The sequence below is a fragment of the Hyalangium sp. genome, assembly GCF_035629615.1.
Taxonomy (GTDB): Bacteria; Myxococcota; Myxococcia; order Myxococcales; family Myxococcaceae; genus Hyalangium.
The window spans coordinates 1-6,871 of sequence record NZ_DASPHO010000705.1; the positions used below are offsets into that span (position 1 = coordinate 1).

7 protein-coding genes are annotated in these 6,871 nt (G+C 67.1%); 3 read left to right on the forward strand and 4 right to left on the reverse strand.

All coding sequences use genetic code 11. The features are described 5' to 3' along the window. The coding region (locus VD972_RS35390; RefSeq protein WP_324993229.1) for a DUF262 domain-containing protein at positions 1-1,618 on the reverse strand (1,618 nt) is incomplete at its 3' end. Between the two features lie 294 nt (positions 1,619-1,912). Between VD972_RS35390 and VD972_RS35395 the strand changes: the two genes are divergently transcribed. Further along, on the forward strand, positions 1,913-2,056 hold the full coding sequence (locus VD972_RS35395; protein WP_324993230.1) for a hypothetical protein: 144 nt from the start codon (positions 1,913-1,915) through the stop codon (positions 2,054-2,056). 53 nt (positions 2,057-2,109) lie between these two features. Here VD972_RS35395 and egtD read toward each other — a convergent pair whose 3' ends face one another. Next, entirely contained in the window at positions 2,110-3,096 is a 987-nt protein-coding gene (gene egtD / locus VD972_RS35400; RefSeq protein WP_324993231.1) for an L-histidine N(alpha)-methyltransferase, read from the reverse strand. 29 nt (positions 3,097-3,125) lie between these two features. Further along, positions 3,126-4,457 carry an ergothioneine biosynthesis protein EgtB gene (egtB, locus tag VD972_RS35405; protein ID WP_324993232.1) on the reverse strand — a complete coding sequence of 444 codons (1,332 nt, stop codon included), beginning with the start codon at positions 4,455-4,457 and terminating at the stop codon, positions 3,126-3,128. Positions 4,458-5,174: 717 nt separating this feature from the next. On the opposite strand from egtB, the gene VD972_RS35410 reads away from it, so the two are divergent. Then, complete coding sequence (locus VD972_RS35410; RefSeq protein ID WP_324993233.1) at positions 5,175-5,468, forward strand: hypothetical protein; 294 nt, start codon at positions 5,175-5,177, stop codon at positions 5,466-5,468. 107 nt (positions 5,469-5,575) lie between these two features. Here VD972_RS35410 and VD972_RS35415 read toward each other — a convergent pair whose 3' ends face one another. Beyond that, on the reverse strand, positions 5,576-6,298 hold the full coding sequence (locus tag VD972_RS35415; protein ID WP_324993234.1) for an NADPH-dependent F420 reductase: 723 nt from the start codon (positions 6,296-6,298) through the stop codon (positions 5,576-5,578). A gap of 107 nt (positions 6,299-6,405) precedes the next feature. Between VD972_RS35415 and VD972_RS35420 the strand changes: the two genes are divergently transcribed. Further along, positions 6,406-6,871: LysR family transcriptional regulator (locus VD972_RS35420; protein ID WP_324993235.1), on the forward strand; the 466-nt coding region annotated here is incomplete at its 3' end.

Genomic DNA, 6,871 nt, shown 5'->3' on the forward strand with positions numbered 1-6,871 from the left:
GATCAGACTCTCCCCAGCGCGCCTTGGAATCCAGGAACCGGCGGATGTGGCGGTACAGGAAGTACTCGCGGCCTCTCAGGAACCCGTAGGTATCTCCTGCATGGAGATGATCAATGTGTAATCCTGCGATGCTATGGCTCTGGAGGACTTCAGGGGACAGGGACGCACTGCGCAGCGTTGCCAGGAGAGATCGCTCCTCCGTCACTGGGTGGATGAGCCGGTTGGCGATGCCCTGCAGTATCCCCCGAAAAGCCACAGCGTACCGTGGCGGGAGTCTCACTCCTCTCGGCATTGAGGTTACGATCCGAAGGAGGGCTCCAGCTCCCACATTTCCAATGAGGGCAGGGCCGTCGATGATTTCTCCACTGCGCAGGTCCCTGGGCTTGAGTGCGAGCAGGGCATTGACCTGGAGCTTGGTCTGCGCGGTCCTGAAATTGTACTCCCGTAGCGCAATCCTCCGTGCCGAGGCTTGGGGCACCGTCGCGAGGAGCTCACGGACGGAGCGTTCTTCCTCGGGGCCGATCGCTGCCAGGCTCTCGCGTACTACCGCGATGCTCTCCCCGCGGTGAGCTTCGGTGATCGCCCCCCGCCATACCCAGCGCGCGAGCAGCTCTCGCGAGCGAGGGGACGGCTGAGGATGGAGATGGAAGAAGCGGGTCAGGAGTGCGAGCGGGAGCTTGTAAGGGAGCAGCTCGACATGGGGAATGCCTACATCCCGCTTGATGAAGACGATGACATCCCGCATCGAGCGTGCGGTCTCCTGCAGTGCATCCCCGAGATCCTGCTCCTCTTTGAGGAGTCGCTCGACTCGGCGCGTCATGTCGAGCCCTTTGACGGCGAGCGCGGCTTTGAGCAACCACTCCTGCTCGAGGGTCCCGAAGCCCAGCGGTTCTAGACTCTGCGACAGCTCCCGCAGGTCAGCGGGCTGGGTCCCCTTCGCCCCGCCATGGAGCGCATTGAAGACTTCCGCCTGCTTCAGGGGCTTCCCTGCGGAGTTCAGCCTTCCGAAAATGACCCTGAGGGTCTGCTCTTCATCGGCTTCGACAATGTAGGCCGGGACCTGGTACTCCCGGAGGGCCTTGCCGAGTCTCATCGCCGTTCGCGTGTGGCTCGGGCTCTCAGCCCGGCCGGGGTAGCGATCCAGCCAGGCCAGGAGCAGCTCACTGTCGATGACAACGTTCATCGGCAGCCAGTGGGTAGCAGGTCGCGCTCTTCCTCCAGGCCGGACGAACGTTTCCTCCTGAAGATCGAAATAGAGGATGAAGTCGTCGCGCTCCTCTTCACCATAGGGAGGGTGGAGCAACACCCCCGCTAGGGAGATGAGGCGCTGCTGGCCATCCACGACCCACAACGCCTGCGTCGAGTGAGGTGCATCGATGGTTACCGGCCCGAAGCGGACACTGGCTGCAGGGGCTGCTCGCTTCCAGAAGAGCAATGTCCCAATGGGGTAGCCTCGGTAGACGCTGTCCAGCAGATCGCTGACGTCTTTGGCTTTCCACTGGAGTGGGCGCTGGAACTCCGGGACTCGGAGCTCCCCGCGCCGGACGCGGTCCAACAGCTCCTCGATGCTGAGGGCGGTCGCCTGCGGACGGCGGGTGAGCGGTGACGGGGGTGGCATGTTTCCCTAGGGACGACTCTGTAGCACGGCGTCAGACAACGTCACGGAGTCAGCCCAGAGCGGATCCACTCCCACTCGGTGCCCAGTCACGGATGGAGTGGAACCGCACATTGCCACCGGGTGTCCCACCTTGTGGCGGGACTCTCCGGGCGAGTGACGCGGGTTGTGAGCGCGTTACACGCAACGGGGCTTCACGTTTTCGAAACGAATTCATAACCTATCGCTTCTGTCCAAGAGCTGAACCCCCTGGTGGGCAGCACACGCAGGTGCCCACACTTCGAAGGAGTGAAAGCAATGGCTCTCCCCGAGTTGCTCTCCCCCGTCATCGGTATCGCCGGGGTGCTCCTTCTGGGTCTGCTCACCGCGGTGACGCTCGCGGGCAGGCAGGTCCGGCCCCAGCCCGTTCCCGTTCGCCGTGGCCCCTCACGCCGTCACTAGCGCCAGGCCCGAGCACCGAGCTCCCTCAAGTGCCCTCCCAGTCCTCGGCGGCCTCAGCGCTTGAAGGACAGGGAGAGCGCGAAGTCTTGCGCAGCATCCGTCCACCACGCGGACAGGTGTAGCCCCGCGGTGGCCAGCTCCGCCTCCACCTGCTCCGGGCGGAACTTGCAGCTCACCTCCGTGCGCAGCACCTCGCCCTGCTCGAAGTGAGCGAAGCGCCGCAGCGCGGGCAGCGGCACCACCTGCTCGTGCAGGGAGATGAGCCGCATCTCGATCCAGCCGTGCTCCTCGTTGAAGGGCGCCAGGTGCTCGAAGGCGCTCAAGTCGAACTCCGCGCCCAGCTCGCGGTTGAGCACCCGCAGCACGTTGCGGTTGAACTCGGCCGTCACGCCCGCGCTGTCGTTGTATGCGGCGAAGAGCCGGTCCCGGCCCTTGAGCAGATCCGTGCCCAGCAGCAGCCCGTCACCGGGTGCCAATCCCTCGGCCACCTCGCGGAAGAAGTGAGCTCGCTGCGCCGGCTTGAAGTTGCCGATGGTGCCTCCCAGGAAGGCCACCAGTCGCCGCCCACCTCGTGGCAGCTGCCCCAGGTGGCGCTCGAAGTCACCCACCACCGCGTGCACCTGCAGACGCGGGTATTGCCGCGCGAGCTTCTCCGCCGCGCTCCGCAGGAAGGCCTCACTCACGTCGAAGGGCACAAAGCGCTCCAGTCGCCCCCTCTCCTGGAAGGCCTCCAGCAGCAGGCGGGTCTTCTCGCTGGTGCCGCTGCCCAGCTCGATGAGCGTGTCCGCACCGCTGAGCCGGGCGATCTCTCCCGCTCGCGCCTCGAGGATCTCCCGCTCGCGCCGCGTGGGGTAGTACTCCGGCAGCCGGGTGATGTCGTCGAAGAGCTGGCTGCCGCGCTCGTCATAGAGCCACTTGGGCGACAGCTCCTTGGGATGTCCGCAGAGCCCCAGTCGCGCTTCCTCGCAGAGCGCGCTCCGAGCGTCGCCCGGCTGCACGTACACGTCCACCGTGACAGGACGCGCGCGGGTCAGTCCCATCCCCAGGCTCATTCCTTCCCCATCGCCCATCACCTCGCGTCCCTCGCGCAGCGGAACCCGGCGAAGATCTGCCGGCGGACCGGGTAGTCCCAGTTGCGGAAGCTGTTGCGCACGGCCACGGGAGCGCTCGCCCACGCGCCGCCGCGCAGCACCTTGTATTCGGGGCCGAAGAACACCTCGGAGTATTCGCGGTAGGGGAAAGCGCGGAAGCCCGCGTAGCCGCTGAAGTCGCTGGCCGTCCATTCCCACACGTCCCCGAGCAGCCCCCACACTCCCTGCGCGCTCCGCCCCTCCGGGAAGGAGCCCACGGGAGCAGGGCCCCAGGTGTCCCCGCCCAGGTTGGCGTGCAGGGGTGTGGGCGGTGCGTCGCCCCAGGGGTGCTCGCGCGTCAGGCCGTCGCTGCCCACCGCCGCCTTCTCCCACTCGGTCTCCGTGGGCAGGCGCTTGCCGGCCCAGCGTGAGTAGGCGTCCGCCTCGTACCAGCACACGTGCTGCACGGGCTCGTCCTTGGGCAGCGGCTCCACCAGGCCGAAGCGCCGGCGCAGCCACACGTGCTGGCCCTGCGGCAGCCAGAAGAGCGGGTGGTGGATCTGCTCGGCTTGGATGAACTCCCAGCCCTTCGGGTGCCACCAGCGAGGATCCTCGTAGCCGCCCGCCTCCACGAAGACGAGGTAGTCCCCGTTGGTGACGGGGTGCGCGTCGAGGAAGAACGGAGGCACATCCACCACCTGCGCGGGACGCTCGTTGTCATAGGCCCACGCGCCGTCACTGCCCAGGCGCACCGGGCCTCCGGGGATGAGCACCTCGTGCTGGGGCACGGCGCCGGGGCGGGGACGCTGGCGCGCGGCCGGGCGGTACTCCCACGTCGTCATCAGCTGCAGCGTGGCGGCGAGCGTCTCCGCGTGCTGCTGCTCGTGCTGGGCCACCATGCCGAACACGAAGCCGTCCCGCAGCAGCGGCTCGGGAGAGTCCTCCGGCAGCGTGTCCAGGAGCTCTCGCACGGCCTGGCGCACGTGCTCGGCGTAGGTGAAGGCATCCGCCGGAGGCAGCAGCGGCAGCTGCGAGCGGGTGCGCCGCGGGTGCTGGAAGGCGTCGTAGATGAAGTCGAAGGAGGGGTCCGTGAGGGCGGATCCGCCCAACGCGCGCAGCAACCACTGCTCCTCGTAGTTGGCCACGTGCGCCACGTCCCAGACGAGCGGTGACATCAATGGCGAGTGTTGGCGCAGCAACTCCGACTCGGGCAGGCCCGCCAGCATGCCCAGCGTGCGGGCTCGTGCGGCCTCGAGCTCCCTCCGCGCGCGAGCCTTCCAGAGGACTCCCGTGAGACGCCTCGCCTGTGCCCCGCTGCCGCTGCCTGACATGACTCCTCCCAAGCTAGGGAGGAGCCTCCGCAGTGGGGAGCACCTCCGGCCCTCTGGGCTGCCTTGCGTGAGGCACTCCACGCCCACATCGTTCGGCGGGGACCACTCCCGAGGCTGTGAGCCCTCTCGCGTTGAGTCGATCGCGGACAACCTGTCAGGGAAGGCCTTTGGTGTACAAAGTAAATCGAGCGAAGGCTGGCGGCAAGCCCGGAATGGGAGTCACCGGCATGAGCGGAGTAGGCAAGGGAGTCGAGCCACCGTGGTAGCAACGGCGCTGCCGAGGAGGTGAGTCATGGCTCTGCAATGTCCGTCCGCCGCGCTTGTCGCGGCAGTGCTGTTCCTGAGCGCATGCGCGAGTGCTCCGGAGCGCGGCCCGGTCACAGATGACGGTGGAGGAGGAGGCCTGCCCGAGGGCACTGCACGGGGGGCGCACCGGGCCTTCGTCCTGCGCAAGGAGCAGGAGCTGAGGCAGTCCAGCGGTTCGGAAGAGGAGAGACGTCGGGAGCAGCTGGTGCTGGCGGAGATGGCCGTGTGGATGCACGGGCAGGACTCAGCATCGCTGGCACGCACTTCGCCGGAGGAGCTGTACCTGCGGTTGAAGGCGGTGCGGCAGCAGCGTGAGAAGGAGGAGCGCGAGCGAGCCCAGATGACGTCTTCCGCAAGACGCGGCGCATTGCCCCCAGTCCGGATGGCTTCGGCCAGGTGGAGCAAATCACCGTGCGCGACTACAGCGAGGGACTCGCGGGGCTCTACTGGCGCACCTTCCTCGGCGCGCCCTTCCTCCGGCTCTTCGGAGACCGCCTCGCCACGCTGCCTGCCGATTACCGACAGGAACTCAGCGACGAGCTCGTCCTCGTGCAGCCCTACGAGCTCCCTACCCACGCCAGCACTCCCGAGGGCGATGCTCGTGAGCGCCAGCTCATCTCGCTGCTCGGACCCGAGTGCTTCTACGACCATGAGCGCCACCTGAAGCCCACCCGGCGGCCCGAGCTTGGACCGCCAGTGCACTGAGGCTCGGGCAGCTCATGCGCTCACGAGGAGCGCTCCAGCCAGACCCATCCAGGGAGCACTCCGGGCCGCAGGGGATGATCGGCCCGGCCTGTCCCCAGCGAACCCCGCTACCGGACGATCTTGATGTTGAAATCCGGCGTCTTCAGCGCACCCCACAGGCGGATCCACAGCGGCAGGTAGGACTCGGTGCCGCGCGCGGTGGTGATGTCCCCCAGATCCAGCAGGTTCTTCCAGCCGAACTGCGCCTTGAGGAACTCACCCACCGTGGCCTTCGCTGCCGCGTCATTGCCGCTGATGAACATCTGGTGGTCGCCGCCACCGATCTTCCCCGGATTCACCATGACCTCCGCCGTCACGGTGTTGAGCGTCTTGATGACCTTGGTGTCCGGGAACGCTGCCTGGATGCGCTCGCCCAGCGAGTCCGTGTTCCCCGCGAACAGCGTCGGCGGCATGCCCTTGGAGAAGTCCAGCGGGTTGGAGATGTCGATGAGGATCTTCCCCTTCAGGTTCACGGCGCCCGCGGCGTTGAGTGCGTCCAGTGTGCCCGCGCCCTGCGTGCAGTTGAAGATCAGCTCCCCGAACCCCGCAGCATCCGCGAAGGTGCCCTGCGAGGCCTTGGCGCCCGCCGCCTTCGTCCATGCCACCGCCTTCTCGTTGTTCGCGGTGCGCGAGCCCATCCTCACCTCGTGGCCCAGGGACACGAGCTTGTTGGCAATCGTCACACCCACCATGCCGGTGCCAAAGATGCCGATCTTCTTGAGTCTTCCTCCCTCACCCTCGGCGCGGGCGCGCTCCAAGTCGGTCTCGTCGCGAAAGATGTCGATCGTCATGAGTGCTCCTCCTGTGTCTGTGCGACGGGAAAGCTAACCGGGTGGCTCGCGGTTGAGAATCACCTGCCTGCTCAACATTCCGTCAACTTCAGGTTAACAATGGTCGAATGGACCTGTTCTCCGGAGTGCTCCACTTCCTCCACACCGCGGAGGAGCGCAGCTTCCGAAAGGCCGCCGCCCACCTGGGAGTGACGACAGCCGCCGTCAGCAAGGCCGTGGCCAAGCTCGAGGCGGAGCTGGGCATCACCCTGGTCGCCGAGGGCGAGCTGAAAGTCTCCATGCCCCTCATCCTCGGGCGCGCGGTGGTGCCCGAGCTGGGGCGGCTGGCCGCGCGCCACCCGCGCCTGTCCTTCAACCTGTCCCTCACGGATCGCTTCTCCCGCATGGCTGAAGAGGGAGTGGATGTGGCGGTGCGCATCGGCGAGCTCGAGGACTCGAGCCTCGTGTCCCGCACCCTGCGAGTGCCGCAGTGGGTGACAGTGGCCTCGCCCGCGTACCTGGGCCGCCACGGCACCCCCCGCCACTACAAGGAGCTGGAGCGCCATGCGTGCCTCAAGTTCGTCACGCCCTCGG

Bases quoted from the DNA above. Each gene is read 5' to 3' on its own strand.
- VD972_RS35415 (WP_324993234.1), bottom strand. From the start codon at position 6,298: ATGACGATCGACATCTTTCGCGACGAGACCGACTTGGAGCGCGCCCGC.
- VD972_RS35395 (WP_324993230.1), top strand. From the start codon at position 1,913: ATGGCTCTCCCCGAGTTGCTCTCCCCCGTCATCGGTATCGCCGGGGTG.
- egtD (WP_324993231.1), bottom strand. From the start codon at position 3,096: ATGGGACTGACCCGCGCGCGTCCTGTCACGGTGGACGTGTACGTGCAG.
- egtB (WP_324993232.1), bottom strand. From the start codon at position 4,457: ATGTCAGGCAGCGGCAGCGGGGCACAGGCGAGGCGTCTCACGGGAGTC.